The following is a 15,102-nucleotide window of genomic DNA, read 5'->3' on the forward strand; positions in this document are numbered from 1 at the left end:
TTCACCGTCCCCGTCGATGGCGCTGCGGGATGCCGCACCGACGGTGGTCGTGCCGGCCACGGCCGACTCCGAGACCCAACGTCCCGGAAATGCGTTCATGCGAGCGGTCGATTCAGAAAGGCCGCGACGGCGGGCGGCACATACGGGGCGATGTCACCGCCGAGGGCGGCAACCTGACGCACCAGGGAGCTGGACACGTGGGCGTGAGCGGGGTCCGGCAGCATGAAGATGGTTTCGACGCCCGCGAGGTTGCGGTTCACGATGGCCATCGGGGTCTCGTAGGCCACATCGATCTGAGAGCGGATGCCCTTGACCAGCACACTGGCGCCCACGTCGACGCAATAGTCGACGAGCAGGCCCATGCTCCAGGAGCTGACGATGATGTTTCCCGGCAGTTCGGCCTCGATGATCGCCCGCTCGATGAGGGAGACCCGCTGGGTGATCGGCAGAAGCGCCGACTTGGCCGGGTTGTGCACCACAAGAACGTGCAGCTCGTCGTACAGTCCCGCCGCTCGTTGGATCACATCGAGGTGCCCCAGTGTGACGGGGTCGAATGAACCAGGTACGACGGCGATCCTGCGCATACGGTTCACCCTAGCGCCAGCTTGCAGCGCCCGCTGCCCGGTCCGGCCGGATTTCCCAGACGTTCAGACGCTGACGGTGACCCGTTCAGCCTTTGGAGAGCGCGGCGCGCTCCGAGTCGTCGAGCCGGCGGCGCACGGCCGCCCGCAACGCCGGCATGGTGCGCATCTCCGGGTCCCCGCCGATGAGTTCGCGGGCGGCGGTCCTGGCGTCGGCGATGATGTCGCCGTCGGTCGCCACGCGGAGCAGGCGCAGCGACGACTGGCCGCCGGACTGGAAGCGGCCGAGCACATCGCCCTCCTGCCGTTGCTCGAGGTCGACCTGCGCCAGGACAAACCCGTCGAGGGTGTTCGCGACGGCCTCGATGCGGTCCCGGGCCGGGGACCCCGACGGCGCCGCTGTCACCAGCAGGCATAGCCCGGGCACGCCGCCGCGGCCCACCCGGCCGCGCAACTGGTGTAGCTGGGACACGCCGAAGCGGTGGGCATCCATCACGACCATCACCGAGGCGTTGGGCACGTCGACGCCGACCTCGATGACGGTGGTGGCCACGAGCACCTGGATGTCACCGGCCGCGAAGGCCCGCATGGTGTCGTCCTTCTCGTCGGCGGTCATGGCGCCGTGCAGCGGTTCGATCCGGGCATCCCGCAGCAGCGGATGCCGGTGCAGCTCGGCGTTGAGCTCTTCGACGGTGGTCATCGGGGTGGCGTCGAAGTCGATCTCCTCGCCCTGTTCGAGCTTCTTCGGCGCGATCGCGGGGCACACCACGAAGCACTGGCGGCCGAGCGCGAGCTCCTCGGACACCCGCTGCCACACCCGCACCACCCAGGCCGGTTTTTCGTCGAGGGGCACCACGAAGCTCTCGATCCCCGGGCGTCCGGACGGGAGCATGGCGATGGTGCTCACGTCGAGGTCACCGAACACCGTCATCGCGATGGTGCGGGGAATGGGCGTGGCGGTGAGCACCAGAACGTGCGGCGGCAGTTCGGCCTTCTGTCGCAGGGCCTCGCGCTGGTCGACGCCGAAACGGTGCTGTTCGTCGATGACGACCAGGCCGAGGTCGAAGAACCCGACGGTGTCACTGAGCAGGGCGTGTGTGCCGATCACGATGCGGGCCTGGCCGGACACCGTGCGCAGCAGTGCCTTCCGCCGTTCGGCGACGGGGAGCTGCCCGGTGAGCAGGGTGGGCATCAGTTCGGCGGTGAGGTCGGGGCCCAGGATGCGGGCTATCGAGCGCAGGTGTTGCCCGGCCAGCACCTCGGTGGGGGCCAGCAGCGCCGCCTGGCCGCCGGAGTCCGCCACCGCGAGCATGGCGCGCAGGGCCACGACGGTCTTGCCGGAGCCGACCTCGCCCTGCACCAGCCGGTTCATCGGGGCGGTCAGGGCAATGTCTCGCAGGATCTCGGCGCCGGTGATCTCCTGGTCGACGGTGAGGGCGAACGGCAGCGTCGCGTCGAACCGCTCGAGGTAACCGCCGGGGACCGGCTGCCGCGACCGGGTCCGCAGGGCCCGGTGCTCGGTGTGCTGCTGCACCAGCACGCACTGCAGCACGAACGCCTCAGTGAAGCGGAGCGTCTCCCTGGCCTCGTTCCAGTCGTCGTCGGTGGTGGGGCGGTGGATGCGCAGCAGCGCGTCCCGGTGCTCGAGCAGGCCGCGTTCGCGGCGCATCCGCTCGGGGATCGGGTCCTCGACCGGGCCGAGCCTCTCGAGGACCTTCACGATCAGCTTGGCGATCTGCCAGCTCGTCACGGCAGCCGTCGCACCGTAGATCGGGATGGGCCGGTCGGCCCACAGGCGGGCCTCTGCGGCATCCTCCGGCGAGATCGTGGCGTCCATGGGGTCGTCGCTGCCCGGCACGATCTCGTAGTCGGGATGGGCGAGCTGACGGGTCTTGTTGAAAATCGTGACCTTGCCGGAGAACATCGCCCGCATGCCGGGGCGCAGGGTCCTGGACAACCAGGGCTGGTTGAAGAAGGTCAGCGAGAGCATGCCGCGCCCGTCGGAGATGATGACCTCCGTCCGGTGCGGTGACTTTTTGCCCGGCTGCCGGCTGCCGGGGCTCTTCACCGTCACGGACAGCACTTCGGCCAGCACTGTCACGGCCTCGTCCAGCGGCAACGCCGCCAGCGTGGTGAGTTCGCCGCGCCGGGCGTATCGGCGCGGGTAGTGGCTGAGCAGGTCGCCCACCGTCGCCATGCCGAAGGCCTTGTCCAGCAGGGTCGCCTGGCCCTGGCCGAGAACGCCCCGCAGGGCCGAATCGAGGGTCAGCGCCCCGGGGTCGTCGGCGGCGTCCCCGTGCGAGGTGGCGGCATCCGAACCGGTCATACTCCGATGCTAAACGTCAGCACCGACGCCGGGCACCGACCCCGCAGACTGTGGATGGCGCGCGAAGGCTAGGCTCGAAGACAAATGACGCGAATTGTCGCCGGGTTCGCCGGCTCCCTCACCCTCACCGTGCCGGCCAAGGGCACCAGGCCCACCAGCGACCAGGTGCGCGAGGCACTGTTCTCGGCACTCGACGCCCGCGACGCCATCCGTGACTACAGGGTGCTCGACCTGTACGCCGGTTCCGGCGCACTCGGCCTCGAGGCCGCCAGCCGCGGCGCCAGGGTCGTCACCCTCGTCGAGAACGGCTTCGCGGCCAGCCAGACCTGCCGTAAGAACGCCGCCGCGGTGCAGAAGGCCGCCCCGAAGGGCGCGAACCTCGCTATCTCGGTGTCCAGCCAGGCCGTGCAATCCTTCCTGGCCGGCACCCCGGACGGCTTCGACCTGGTCTTCCTCGACCCGCCGTACGACCTCCCGGACGCCGAGCTGGCCGCGAACCTCGCCGCCCTGGCGCCGCTGCTGGACCCGGACGCCCTCGTGGTGGTGGAACGCTCGTCCCGGTCGCCGGAACCCACCTGGGGACCCGGCCTCGTCGTGGAACGCCGCAAGAACTACGGCGACACCACCCTCTGGTACGCCGGGGTGGCCGGCCCGGTGTAGGAAACCCCTGAAGAGGGCTGGTCAGAACGGATTTTTGCGCCTACGGTTGATGTGTGGGCACCGTCGTCCACCGCATTCGAAAGGTCGACGCTGTGCGTGTAGCGGTTGTTTGTGCCAGCCAGTACGGCGCCACCCTGGGCATCGCCGAACGGATCGGCGCCGAACTCGGCCTCGCCGGCCTGGACGCCCGCGTCTACGATGCCGCACAGCCCCCGCACGCGGAGGATGTGGCGGGTTTCGACGCCTTCGTGGTGGGCAGCGCCGTATACATGGGTCACTGGCTCAAAGATGCCACGACCTTCGTGCACCGCTACCAGCCCACCCTTCTCGAACACCGGGTCTGGCTGTTCAGCAGCGGCCCGCTCGGATCGGCGACCACGGATGCCGACGGCACCGATGTGCGGGAGAGCACCGTGCCCGCGGAGATCGCCGATTTCACCAACAGCGTGCGGCCGGTCGGTCACCGGGTGTTCTTCGGAGCCATCGATCCGGATGTGCTCAGCCTGGGGCACCGGGTGATTCGAAAGTTCCCCGGCGCGGCCGAGAAGATCCCGGCCGGCGACTTCCGCGACTGGCCGGAGATCGAAGCCTGGGCGAGGGAGATCGCCCGCGCCCTGGTCACGCCCGCCTGAGCCGGCTCATCGTTGGGGAGGGTGCCTCAGGTGGTGGCGCCGTCCCAGCCGCGGTACGGGTCCCAACCGCCCTGGGTGTGCGGCTCACCGTCCACGAGCACGATCCCGGACTCGCCGGTGACGGTGCCGAGGCGCCGGAATCCGGCGGGGAGCTCCGCGGTGGGCGGGAAGGTGGCCAGCAGGCCGTGGTCCTCTCCCCCGCCCAGGGCCAGCTCCCGCTGGTCGCCGAGCGCCGCTGAATCAAAATCGACGCCGGCGCCGCTGGCCCGCGCGAGCCGGCCCGCATCGATAGCCAGCCCGTCGGACACGTCGAGCATGGCCGTCGCTCCGGCGGCCGCCGCGACAGCGCCCAACCGGATCGGAGGTACCGGCGCCAGTTGCGCCTCGACGAACCGGGGCTCGCGCAGCTTGAGGGCATCGGCGGCCGCGCGGCTCGGCACTCCGTCGGCGTCCACCCCGAAGCGGAACAGCAGCCCGAGGCCGATGCCGGCGTCACCCAGACGTCCAGCGTGGGCAACGATGTCCCCCGGCCGGGCACCGGAACGCAGCACGGGCGCCCGACCCTCGAGGTCGCCGAAGGCCGTGATCGAGAGAGTGAGGGCGTCGGAGGCGGACAGGTCACCGCCCACGACCCCGCAGCCCGGAGCCAACGCTTCACAGCCGTCGCGCAACCCGTCGGCGATGCCGAGGATGACCGAGATCGGTGTGGACGGCGGAGCGGCGATGGCCACCACGAGCGCTGTGGGCCTCGCGCCCATCGCGGCGACATCGGACAGGTTCGTGGCGGCGGCCTTCCAGCCCAGGTCGTGCGGCGTCGACCAGGCCAGCCTGAAGTCCGGGCCCTGGATCATCATGTCGCAGGTGACGACGAACCGGCCGTCGGCCGCGGAGAGCACGGCGGCGTCGTCACCGGGTCCGAGCAACTCGGTGTCGGCGTGCGGCAGCCGCGGGAAGATGCGGGCGAGCACCTCGCCCTCGCTGAGGTCGGCCAGGGTCTGGTCGGGAGCATTGGTCATGCTTCAAACGGTAACCTGAATGTGATGACTCTCCAGTTCACCCTCTCTCGCCGGCTCCGCCACAGCACCGGTGTCCGCGCCGCGACAGCGCTGCTGCTCGCGGCCTCCGCCGTTGTGCTCACAGGGTGTGCCGCCACGGTTCCGATGCAGCCGGCAGCGGATGCGGAGAACCCCGCCTGCGCCGACATCATCGTGCGCCTGCCGACGACCGTGGCCGACCAGCCCGAACGGGAGACGAACGCTCAGGCCACCGGCGCCTGGGGTGACCCCAGCGCGGTGCTGCTCACCTGCGGCGTCGAGGTGCCCGGACCCACCACGCTGCCGTGCGTGAGCATCAACGGAGTCGACTGGATCGAGGATGACAGCGAGGCGCCCATGTACCGGTACACCACCTACGGGCGTGAACCGGCCACGGAGGTCTACCTCGACTCCGAGCTGGTCAGCGGATCGACCACCCTGGTCGACCTCGCCGCGGCCGTCGCGAACGTTCCCGCCTCGAAGCAGTGCCTCAGCGCCGACGACGTGACCCTGCCCAGCGAGACGCCCGCGCCCTAAGGCGGGCTCCGCCGCGCGGAGGCCGCGGATGCCGTGCCCGGGCCCGCGCGCCCCTCATCGAGTTGCCGGAAATACCCCCTTCAGGGCAGCTGAAGGGGAATCCTGCGGAAAGTCGTGGAGGGCGCACCCATCGACTCACGGCAAACGCCCCCTTCAAAGCAGCTGAAGGGGGCGTTTCACGGCAAGTGGTGGCGGCGTCTGCGTTACTCGGTGACGACGGCGGAGGTGCGGCGGCGCTTGTGCGCTGCCCGGGCCAGGGCCACCTCGATGAGTTCGTCGATCAGCTGCGGGTAGGTGTACCCGCTGGCCAGCCAGCAGCTGGGGAACATCGAGATGGGGGTGAAGCCCGGCATGGTGTTGATCTCGTTGATCACCCAGCCGTCGGCGGTGAGGAAGAAGTCCACCCTGGCCAGGCCGCCGGCGTCGATGGCCTCGAACGCCCGCACCGCGATGTCCTGCATCTCGGCCAGGTCCGCCGGGGCGAGGTCCGCCGGGCAGAGCAGTTCGATGCCCGCAGCGTCGAGGTACTTGGCGGCGAAGTCGTAGAAGTCGCGGCCGGTGACGACGACCTCACCGGCAACGGAGGCATGCGCCGGTTCGCCGGGGCGCCCCTGCAGCACGGCGACCTCGAGCTCGCGGCCCACCAGGCCCGCCTCGATGAGCACCTTGTCGTCCTCGGCCAGCGCCACGGCCATCGCCTCGGCCAGCTGGTCGGAGTTGGCGACCCGGCTCACGCCGACGCTGGAGCCGGCTCTGGCCGGCTTCACGAAGGCGGGCAGGCCCAGCTCCTCCAGGGCGGCGTAAGCCGACCCCGGCGCGTCGGCCCAGTCGTCCGCGGTGATGGTTCGCCAGGGGGCCACGGCCAGCCCTGAGTGCTGCAGAACGGTCTTGGTGAAGTGCTTGTCCATGCCCAACGCTGACGCGAGCACACCGGAGCCGACGAACGGCAGGTCGACGAGTTCGAGCATCCCCTGCACGGTGCCGTCTTCGCCGTATGGTCCGTGCAGGATCGGGAACACCAGGTCGATCGGGCCGAGGCTCCGGCGGCCGGAGTCGTCCACGACGATGAGTTCGCGGCTACGCGCGCTGTCGGGCCAGAGCACCCGGCTCCCGTTGTCGGTGACCTCGGGCAGGGCGGCGGCGGTCAGCGCGAACTTGGTCGGATCGTCGTCTTCGAGCACGAAGGTGCCGTCGCGGGTGATGCCTACCGGGATGACCGTGTAGCGGTTCCGGTCAATTGCGGCCAGTACCCCGCCCGCTGTGGCGCAGCTGATCGAATGTTCGCTTGAACGCCCCCCAAACAGCAGCGCTACCGTGAGCTTGTCCGTCATCAATGGTCCTTTCACCCTGCGGTGCGCCGGAGTCAGTCGTGAGGTGCGGCGCAATATCCCGCGGCTTCAGCGTACCCGCCAGCACCTGGCGTACCTGTTCGACGATGGGCATGTCGACACCCTTGGCACGCGCCAACTCGAGGATCGGGCTCACGGATGCGAGTCCCTCTGTGGTCTGCTGCATCTGCGCGATGACGTCGTTGTAGCTGTAGCCCTGGCCGAGCAGCCGGCCGGCGGTGTTGTTGCGGGACAGCGGGGACTGGCAGGTCGCGATGAGGTCGCCGAGGCCCGCCAGACCCGCGAGGGTCTCCGGCTGGGCGCCGTAGGCCACGGCGAAGTCCGTCATCTCCACGAGCCCGCGGGTGATGATCGACGCCTTGGTGTTCTCGCCGTAGCCGACGCCGTCCACGATGCCGATCGCCACGGCGATGAGGTTCTTGAGCACGCCGCCGAACTCGGTGCCGATGACGTCGGTGTTCACGTACGACCTGAAGTACTTCGTGGTGGCCAACAGGGCCACGGCGTGCGCGGTATCCAGGTTCGACGAGGACACCACGGCGGCCGTGGGCTGCTCTTTGGCGATCTCCAGGGCGAGGTTGGGCCCGGAGATCGCGGCGATGCGGGCCGGGTCGATCGGCAGGACCTGCTCGATGATCTCGCTCATCCGCAGACCCGAGGAGCGTTCGACGCCCTTCATCAGCGACACGATGATGGCGTTGGGCGCCAGGAACGGTTCGGCCTGGATGAGGTTCTCGCGCAGGGACTGGCTGGGCACGGAGACGAAGACCTGATCGGCGCCGGCGAGGGCCAGATCGAGCCTGGACGTGGCGCGGAGGCCCACGGGCAGGTTGATGCCCGGCAGGTAGTCGCTGTTGCGGCGGCCCTCGGTGATCTCCTTCGCCAGCTCGGGGCGGCGGGCCCAGAGCACCACATCCGCTCCGCCGTCGGTGAGGATTTTCGCGAACGTGGTGCCCCAGCTTCCGGCGCCGAGAACGGCAACGCGGGTGCCTGGCTGGACTTTAGGCTTCAAAACGGCCGGTCTCTTTCTGATCGTGCTCAGAGGGGTTCCAGCGCTTGGCCGGTGCGGTCTCGTTGCGGAGGTCCTCGAGCAGGGCGGTGATGGCGTCCATCACCACGGCGGTCGCCTCGTTCAGCGTCGCCGTGTCGAGGTTGCGGCCGCGGAACTCGGCCAGGTCGAGCGGGTCGCCGATCTTGACCAGGATGGTCTTGCGCGGGAACAGGTGCAGCTTCTTGGAGTACCGCTCCATGAGCTGCTGGGTGCCCCAGTGCGCCGCCGGCACGATGGGGATGCCCTGCTCCAGGGCGATCCGCACGGCGCCGCTCTTGCCGCGCATGGGCCACATGCCCGGGTCGCGGGTGAGGGACCCCTCCGGGTACACGACCACCATCTGGCCGCGTTCGACGAGCCGACGGGCGGCCTTGACGGGCTCGCTGCCGCGCACCGAACCACCACGCTGCACCGGAATCTGCCCGGACTTCTTCAGCAGCCAGCCGGCAACGGGCAGCTTGAAGAGCGACGCCTTGGCCAGGAACCGCGGCAGCCGGCCGAGCTTCCAGCTGACCATGCCCATCACGATCGGGTCGATCTCGCTGTAGTGGTTGGGCGAGAGAACGAACGCGCCCTCACGGGGGAACTTGTGGCCGTCGGTGATCTTGTAGCGCGCGGCCAGGTTCATCGGCGGCAGCACGAGCACGGCAAGCAGCCAGAAAATCGAGGGTTTGCTCTTCTCGGAGCGCACCCGGCCGGACTTCGTCACCGGTGACGACGGGGAATCTGGCGCGTTGGAATCTGGCACGTCTGTATCTGGCACGGTGCCATTATCCTTCGAGATCGAAGTCAGCCCCCAACAGACGCAGCTTGGTGATGAAGTTCTCGTACCCGCGGCTGATGATTCCCACGTTGCTCACGGTGGAGGTTCCCTCGGCCGTGAGGGCCGCGATGAGGTGGCTGAAGCCACCGCGCAGGTCGGGTACCTCGATGTCGGCGCCGACCAGCTTGGTCGGGCCGGCGATGACGGCGGAGTGGTTGAAGTTTCGCTGACCGAAGCGGCACGGGTGCCCGCCGAGGCATTCGCGGTGGATCTGGATGGTGGCGCCCATCTCGACCAGGGCGTCGACGAAGCCGAAGCGCTGCTCGTAGACGGTTTCGTGCACGATCGACACGCCGTGGGCGTGGGTGAGCGCGATCACGAGCGGCTGCTGCCAGTCGGTCATGAAGCCGGGGTGAACATCCGTCTCGATGATGACGGGCTTGAGGTCGCCGCCTGGGTGGTAGAAACGGATGCCGTCGTCGTGGATGTCGAACGCGCCGCCGACCTTGCGGAAGACGTTGAGGAAGGTGAGCATCTCGGCCTGCTTGGCGCCGCCGACGAAGATGTCGCCGTCGGTGGCCAGCGCGGCCGCGGCCCAGCTGGCGGCCTCGTTGCGGTCGAACAGGGCGCGGTGCTGGTAGCCCTGCAGGCTGTCGACACCCTCGATGCGGATGACCCGGTCGGTGTCGACCGTGATGATGGCGCCCATCTTTTGCAGGATGTTGATGAGGTCCATGATCTCGGGCTCGATCGCGGCGTTCTTGAGCTCGGTGATGCCCTCGGCACGCACGGCCGTCAGCAGCACCTGCTCGGTGGCGCCCACGCTCGGGTACGGCAGCTCCACCTTGGTGCCCTTGAGGCCGTTCGGCGCCGACATGCGAATGCCGCTCTCCTGCTTCTCGACGACGGCGCCGAACTTGCGCAGCACCTCAAGGTGGTAGTCGATGGGGCGGTCGCCGATGCGGCAGCCGCCGAGGTCGGGGATGAAAGCTTCGCCGAGGCGGTGCAGCAGCGGGCCGCAGAACAGGATCGGGATGCGAGAGGAGCCGGCGTGGGCGTCGATGTCGGCGTAGTGCGCGCTCTCCACGTCCACTGGGTCCAGCTGCAGGCTGCCGGGCTCGTCGCCCTCGGTCACCTTGACGCCGTGGGCCTCGAGCAGGCCGCGCACGATGCGTACGTCGCTGATGTTCGGCACGTCACGCAGGATGCTCGGGGTTTCGCCGAGGAGTGCGGCAACCATGGCCTTGGTGACCAGGTTCTTGGCACCCTTGACCTCGATGCGACCGACCAGGGGGCGGCCGCCGCGGATGGTGATCTTGTCGCCGACCAGGCCTACATTGGCTCCGTGACTCTGCGCGTTTCCGCGCTCTGCATTCTCTTGAACGTTTTCGCGGACCTGATTGTTTTCGCCGACGATGATCACAAATTTACCTGCCTTGCGGGGAGAGTGCGGGGGCGCCAGGGCTCCCGGTGGGATTCGAATTCTGCGATTCGCGCTTCGTCGCGCAGGGTCAGGCCGATGTCGTCCAGGCCTTCCAGCAGTCGCCATCTAGTGTATTCGTCGACCTCGAATGAGACTGTGAGGTCGCCGACACTGGCAGTAGAGGCAACCAGATCCACGGTCAGTTCTATTCCGGGGTTCGCCTCGAGGATCCCCCAGAGGGTCTCGGCGTCGTCCTCACTGATCTGGCCGGCCAGTAGGCCCTGCTTGCCCGAGTTGCCCCGGAAAATGTCGCCGAATCGGGGGCTCAGCACCACATCGAAGCCGAAATCGCGCAGCGCCCAGACGGCGTGTTCACGCGAAGATCCGGTGCCGAAGTCGGCGCCGACTACCAGGACCTTGGGGCTCTGGTAGGCGGGTTGGTTGAGAATGAACTCAGGATCCTGCCGCCAACCGTAGAAGAGGGCGTCTTCGAATCCGGTCTTGGTGACGCGCTTGAGGAACACTGCGGGGATGATCTGGTCGGTGTCGACGTTCGAGCGGCGCATGGGAACGGCGACACCGGTGACGGTGGTGAATTTCTGCATGACGACTGCTCCTAGACGCTGGCGGGGACGAAAACGGCGGGAACGGCCTCGTGGCCGAGCGTGCCGTCCTGGACGAGGTCCCACGGGCTTGAGAGGGTGCCGCGGATGGCGGTGGCCGCGGCCACCAGCGGGGAGACCAGGTGGGTGCGTCCGCCCTTGCCCTGCCGTCCTTCGAAGTTGCGGTTGCTGGTGGAGGCGCAGCGCTCCCCCGGAGCCAGCTGGTCCGGGTTCATGCCCAGGCACATCGAGCAGCCGGCGAAACGCCATTCGGCGCCGAACGCGAGGAAGATCTGGTCGAGGCCTTCCGCTTCGGCCTCGATCCGCACGCGGGCGGACCCGGGCACCACGAGCATCCGCACGCCGTCGGCAATGGACTTGCCCTTGATGATCTCGGCGGCGGCGCGCAAGTCTTCGACCCGGCTGTTGGTGCAGGAGCCGAGGAACACGGTGTCGACGCGGATGTCCTTCATCGCGGTGCCGGCGGCCAGGTCCATGTATTCGAGGGCGCGTTCGGCGGCGCTGCGCTCGTTGGCGTCGGCGATCTCGGCGGGGTTGGGCACGGTGTCGCTGAGCGAGACGCCCTGGCCGGGGTTGGTGCCCCAGGTCACGAACGGTTCGAGGGTGTCGGCGTCGAGGATCACCTCGGCGTCGAAGGTGGCGCCCTCGTCGGTGGCCAGCGTGTCCCAGTACGCGACGGCGTCGTCCCAATCGGTGCCGACCGGCGCGTGGGCGCGGCCCTTGAGGTAGGCGTAGGTGGTGGCGTCCGGCGCGACCATACCGGCACGGGCGCCGGCCTCGATCGACATGTTGCAGATCGTCATGCGGCCCTCCATGGAGAGCGCGCGGATGGCGCTGCCACGGTATTCGAGCACGTAGCCCTGGCCGCCGCCGGTGCCGATCCTGGCGATCACGGCGAGGATGATGTCCTTGGCGGTGACGCCGGGACGCAGGGTGCCGTCGACGGTGATGGCCATGGTCTTGAACGGCTTGAGCGGCAGCGTCTGGGTGGCCATGACGTGCTCCACCTCGCTGGTGCCGATGCCCAGCGCCATGGCGCCGAAGGCCCCGTGGGTGGAGGTGTGCGAGTCGCCGCAGACGACCGTGATGCCCGGCTGGGTCAGGCCCAGCTGCGGGCCGACGACGTGCACGATGCCCTGTTCGATATCGCCCAGGGAGTGCAGGCGGATGCCGAACTCGGCGCAGTTGCGGCGCAGAGTTTCGATCTGGGTGCGGCTGGTGAGATCGGCGATAGGCCGGTCGATCGCCAGGGTCGGCGTGTTGTGGTCCTCGGTCGCGATCGTCAGGTCGGGCCGGCGAACCGGGCGACCGGCCAGGCGCAGGCCGTCGAAGGCCTGGGGGCTGGTGACCTCGTGCACGAGGTGCAGGTCGATGTAGATGAGGTCCGGGGTGCCGTTCTCGCCCTTGGCTACCAGGTGTTTGTCCCACACCTTCTCGGCCAGCGTGCGGGGGCGGATGTCCGGCGTGGGTGGATCGGTGATCACTGCGTTAGTCATGTTCGTGCGTCTTCCTCGGGAACGGTGGTCAGCCAACGACAAACTCCGCGACGAGTGGGCCTGTTAGATACGAGACTCGTCGCGGCACAGAAGAAGAAGTCGACGTTGCAGCACACCTCAGGCTAACACGCGCTTTAAAGTCCGCGAACTGTGAGCTGTGCCCCTAAAAATCGCGCATCCTGGTGGGCTTCTCACGGTTCACGGATGTCGGCGGGCCATGGCCGTGGGGGGACGGTCGACGTATGGTGTGCGCATGACGACCGTGACCGCTCCGAAGACCACTGGCAGGGTGCTCATCGTGATCCTGCTGGCCCAGTTCATCATCGTCGTCGACTCCACGTTCATGAACGTGTCGCTGTCGACCCTCGTGGAGGATTTTGACACGACGGTCACCGGCATCCAGAACGCCATCACGCTGTACACCCTGGTGATGGCCGCCTTCATGATCGCCGGCGCCAAGGTGGGCGACATCATCGGCCGCAAGCGCGCCTTCGTGATCGGCCTCAGCGTGTACTCGGTCGGCACGACCATCACCGCGCTCTCCCCCACGCTGACCGTGTTCATCCTGGGCTGGTCATTCCTCGAGGGGCTGGGCGCGGCCATGATGCTCCCGGCCATGATGTCGCTGATCGTGTCGAACTTCGCCGCCGGCCCCGCCCGGGCGAAGGCCTACGCCGGCTTCGCCGCTATCGCGGGGATCGCCGCGGGGATCGGCCCGATCATCGGGGGCCTGTTCACGTCGTACCTCTCCTGGCGGTTGGCCTTCGCCAGCGAACTGCTCGTGGCGCTGTTCATCTTCACCCAGCTGAAAATCATCAAGGATGCGCCCTTCCTGGGCCGGAAACCTCGCTTCGACTGGCCGGGGTTCATCCTCAGCTCCGCCGGACTCATCACTGCGGTTCTGGGCATCGTGATGGCCTCGGCCTTCGGCCTGTTCATCAGTCGCGTTGACGTTGAGATCTTCGGTCAGGTCGTGCTCACCGCCGGCCAGATCTCACCGACGGTCATCCTCGTGTCGATCGGCCTGGTGTTCCTCCTCGTCTTCGTCCTGGTGGAACGAAGCCGGGATCGCCACCACCACGACACGCTCCTGGACCTGAACCTTTTCGGAATCCGCGCCGTCTCGTCGGGGTCGGCCGTGCAGCTGCTGCAGTACCTCGTTCTGACCGGTGCGATCTTCGCACTCTCCCTCTACGTGCAGATGGAACTGAATTACTCGGCGATCCAGAGCGGGCTCACCCTGCTGCCGCTGTCCCTGGCCGTCCTCCTGTCGGCGGCGGTGAGCGGGCGGGTTTTCAGCCGCCGGTTCGCGCCGCGCTCGGTGATCCTCGCCGGCTTCGCCATCATCGTGCTCGGCGCGGCGGCTATGGGGGTGCTGGCCAGGGATGCGACGAGCGGCACCGAGTTCATCCTGGGGCTGGCGCTGGTCGGTTTCGGTGCGGGCACCATCGCTTCCCAGAATCAGAACCTGATCATGTCGTCGGTGAAACCGCAGCGTTCCAACGAAACGTCCGGGGTCATCAACACCTCCCAGAACATCGGCGCATCCCTGGGCACGTCCCTGGCCGGGGCGCTCATCCTGTCGGTGTTCGTCCTGACGGCGACAAGCCTGATCGACGAGAGTCCGGTCTTCTCCTCCTCCGAACAGTCCCAGTTGGACACCGCGGTCACCGAGAAGGCTCAGATCATCAGCGACGCGCAGCTCGGCAACGCCGTCGCGGAGCTGCCCGCCGACCAACAGGCCGAGATCATCGAGATCAACGCCGAGGCCCGGCAGACGGCGCTCACCGTGGTCTACGCCGGCCTGGCCCTCGCCGGACTGCTCGGCTTAGCTGCTGCACTGCGGCTGCCCAAGACTCCGCCGCTTTCGAGCACGGGCCCTGGCGGAACCGGCTCGAGCACGGACAGCACAGCCGGACAGCCCTAGGCGTCGGGCCGCGACACCTGCACCGCGAATTCACCGAGGGAGAGGCTGACGCCGGCGCCCATCGCGGTGCGGACGCCCGGATTCACGGGAGTGCGTTCGCCGTGCACGTCGCCGACACTGACGCCGTTGGTGGAGTGCAGGTCGGTGACCCACAGCTCCCCGTCGACCAGCTCGACGAGGGCGTGCGACTTCGACACCGACCGGGCCGGGTCGATCACGCTGACCATCGTCGCGGCCCGGCGGGTGACCGGGGCCGGGTCGCGGCCCAGCACGAGCGAGCCCGTCACCGGAATGATCTGGCCGTCGGCAAGGGTGAGCTGCCAGACGGATGCGGCCTGCGAGGCAGCCGCGCGCTGCGGAGCGACCGCGGGCAGCGGAGTGCGCGGCGGCGGCGAGCCGGGGAACGTGGGAACAAACGCGGGGATGGACAGCACCGGCGCGGCCCCCGGCGGCGCGACCGCGGGGGCACCGGCCAGCGGGGCGGCTCCCACCGTGGGCATCGGCGGGCCGGTCGGCGGCGCCGCATTGTCGGCGACCATCGGAGCGCCACCCCCTGGCGCCGGCGGGATGGCGCCGATCAGGTTCTTGTGCGGCACCCGCGCCGTTGATTCCTCGTCGACCTCGGCGTCAGCCTCAGCGTCTTTCGAGCGAAACATGCCCGGCGGGGGAACTATGAAGTCCGGATTTTCCACGGTGCAAC

14 protein-coding genes are annotated in these 15,102 nt (G+C 68.5%); 4 read left to right on the forward strand and 10 right to left on the reverse strand.

Annotated features, from left to right (window positions below):
• Positions 1 to 95: 95 nt before the first annotated feature.
• A complete protein-coding gene (gene coaD, locus B7495_RS10390; RefSeq protein ID WP_088456502.1) occupies positions 96 to 584 on the reverse strand; it encodes a pantetheine-phosphate adenylyltransferase in 489 nt (162 codons plus the stop codon).
• Between the two features lie 85 nt (positions 585 to 669).
• Positions 670 to 2,907: an ATP-dependent DNA helicase RecG gene (locus tag B7495_RS10395; protein WP_088456503.1), complete on the reverse strand. Its 2,238-nt coding sequence runs from the start codon at positions 2,905 to 2,907 to the stop codon at positions 670 to 672.
• A gap of 84 nt (positions 2,908 to 2,991) precedes the next feature.
• Between B7495_RS10395 and rsmD the strand changes: the two genes are divergently transcribed.
• Both rsmD and B7495_RS10405 read left to right on the forward strand, forming a co-directional pair.
• Positions 2,992 to 3,567, forward strand: a complete 576-nt coding sequence (gene rsmD / locus B7495_RS10400) for a 16S rRNA (guanine(966)-N(2))-methyltransferase RsmD (RefSeq protein WP_088456504.1) — start codon at positions 2,992 to 2,994, stop codon at positions 3,565 to 3,567.
• Between the two features lie 92 nt (positions 3,568 to 3,659).
• Complete coding sequence (locus B7495_RS10405) at positions 3,660 to 4,199, forward strand: flavodoxin domain-containing protein (protein ID WP_088458033.1); 540 nt, start codon at positions 3,660 to 3,662, stop codon at positions 4,197 to 4,199.
• A 26-nt stretch (positions 4,200 to 4,225) separates the two neighbouring features.
• Here B7495_RS10405 and thiL read toward each other — a convergent pair whose 3' ends face one another.
• Positions 4,226 to 5,215, reverse strand: a complete 990-nt coding sequence (gene thiL, locus B7495_RS10410; RefSeq protein WP_088456505.1) for a thiamine-phosphate kinase — start codon at positions 5,213 to 5,215, stop codon at positions 4,226 to 4,228.
• 24 nt (positions 5,216 to 5,239) lie between these two features.
• On the opposite strand from thiL, the gene B7495_RS10415 reads away from it, so the two are divergent.
• Positions 5,240 to 5,770, forward strand: a complete 531-nt coding sequence (locus tag B7495_RS10415; protein WP_088456506.1) for a DUF3515 domain-containing protein — start codon at positions 5,240 to 5,242, stop codon at positions 5,768 to 5,770.
• Positions 5,771 to 5,973: 203 nt separating this feature from the next.
• Here the strand turns inward: B7495_RS10415 and B7495_RS10420 are convergent, their stop codons facing one another.
• From B7495_RS10420 to leuC, 6 genes are all read right to left on the reverse strand, one after another.
• Positions 5,974 to 7,101: a D-alanine--D-alanine ligase family protein gene (locus B7495_RS10420; RefSeq protein WP_088456507.1), complete on the reverse strand. Its 1,128-nt coding sequence runs from the start codon at positions 7,099 to 7,101 to the stop codon at positions 5,974 to 5,976.
• Positions 7,004 to 8,131, reverse strand: coding sequence for an NAD(P)H-dependent glycerol-3-phosphate dehydrogenase (locus B7495_RS10425; RefSeq protein WP_088456508.1), 1,128 nt, complete (start codon positions 8,129 to 8,131; stop codon positions 7,004 to 7,006). The genes B7495_RS10420 and B7495_RS10425 overlap by 98 nt, the downstream gene beginning before the upstream one ends.
• Positions 8,121 to 8,933 carry a 1-acyl-sn-glycerol-3-phosphate acyltransferase gene (locus B7495_RS10430; protein ID WP_240632197.1) on the reverse strand — a complete coding sequence of 271 codons (813 nt, stop codon included), beginning with the start codon at positions 8,931 to 8,933 and terminating at the stop codon, positions 8,121 to 8,123. The genes B7495_RS10425 and B7495_RS10430 overlap by 11 nt, the downstream gene beginning before the upstream one ends.
• A gap of 7 nt (positions 8,934 to 8,940) precedes the next feature.
• Entirely contained in the window at positions 8,941 to 10,263 is a 1,323-nt protein-coding gene (gene murA, locus B7495_RS10435) for a UDP-N-acetylglucosamine 1-carboxyvinyltransferase (RefSeq protein WP_165787962.1), read from the reverse strand.
• A gap of 89 nt (positions 10,264 to 10,352) precedes the next feature.
• Complete coding sequence (gene leuD, locus B7495_RS10440) at positions 10,353 to 10,961, reverse strand: 3-isopropylmalate dehydratase small subunit (RefSeq protein WP_088456509.1); 609 nt, start codon at positions 10,959 to 10,961, stop codon at positions 10,353 to 10,355.
• Between the two features lie 11 nt (positions 10,962 to 10,972).
• Positions 10,973 to 12,475, reverse strand: coding sequence for a 3-isopropylmalate dehydratase large subunit (gene leuC / locus B7495_RS10445; RefSeq protein ID WP_088456510.1), 1,503 nt, complete (start codon positions 12,473 to 12,475; stop codon positions 10,973 to 10,975).
• A 253-nt stretch (positions 12,476 to 12,728) separates the two neighbouring features.
• Between leuC and B7495_RS10450 the strand changes: the two genes are divergently transcribed.
• The gene (locus tag B7495_RS10450; RefSeq protein ID WP_168195302.1) at positions 12,729 to 14,402 is read left to right on the forward strand and encodes an MFS transporter; all 1,674 of its coding nucleotides are present in this window, start codon (positions 12,729 to 12,731) and stop codon (positions 14,400 to 14,402) included.
• Here B7495_RS10450 and B7495_RS19075 read toward each other — a convergent pair.
• Positions 14,399 to 15,094: an FHA domain-containing protein gene (locus tag B7495_RS19075; RefSeq protein WP_168195303.1), complete on the reverse strand. Its 696-nt coding sequence runs from the start codon at positions 15,092 to 15,094 to the stop codon at positions 14,399 to 14,401. The genes B7495_RS10450 and B7495_RS19075 overlap by 4 nt on opposite strands.
• Positions 15,095 to 15,102: the final 8 nt, after the last annotated feature.

This window comes from Cryobacterium sp. LW097, assembly GCF_002205495.2.
In the GTDB taxonomy this organism is placed as follows: domain Bacteria; phylum Actinomycetota; class Actinomycetes; order Actinomycetales; family Microbacteriaceae; genus Cryobacterium; species Cryobacterium zongtaii.